Genomic DNA, 365 nt, shown 5'->3' with positions numbered 1-365 from the left:
AGTGAATATGCCGATACGCTGATCCGGCAATATGACCGGCTGGCGGACGAAGGCGCGAAGTCGGGCACAGTGATGTGTATTCCGCTCCACAGCTATCTTATCGGTCAGCCGCACCGGATCGGGCCTTTTGAAGAGGTGCTGAAGCATATTGCGGCGGATGGTCGCGCATGGATTACCAAGGCGGGTGATATTGTCGATGCATTCCGAGCACAAGTGGGAGACGCAAAATGAGTCTGGACCCGAGCTATCTTGAATATCCCAAACGCCAGCGCGGGATGGACCATGAATATTATGATTATTCAATCATGCATGAGCGCCCGCCGGTCACTTGGCCGAATGAAAAAAAGCTTTTGATCTGGCCGGTC

Annotated in this window: 1 pseudogene; it reads left to right on the top strand. The window is 53.4% G+C overall.

Going from position 1 to position 365, the window contains the following annotated elements:
• Positions 1-231, top strand: a pseudogene (locus tag AB1K62_RS14675) (polysaccharide deacetylase); the annotation flags it as partial.
• Positions 232-365: the final 134 nt, after the last annotated feature.

This window comes from Parasphingorhabdus sp. JC815 (assembly GCF_040717415.1).
Lineage (GTDB): Bacteria > Pseudomonadota > Alphaproteobacteria > Sphingomonadales > Sphingomonadaceae > Parasphingorhabdus.
The sequence above is the reverse complement of the archived record's forward strand: the minus strand, read 5'-3'. Positions and strand labels throughout refer to the sequence as shown.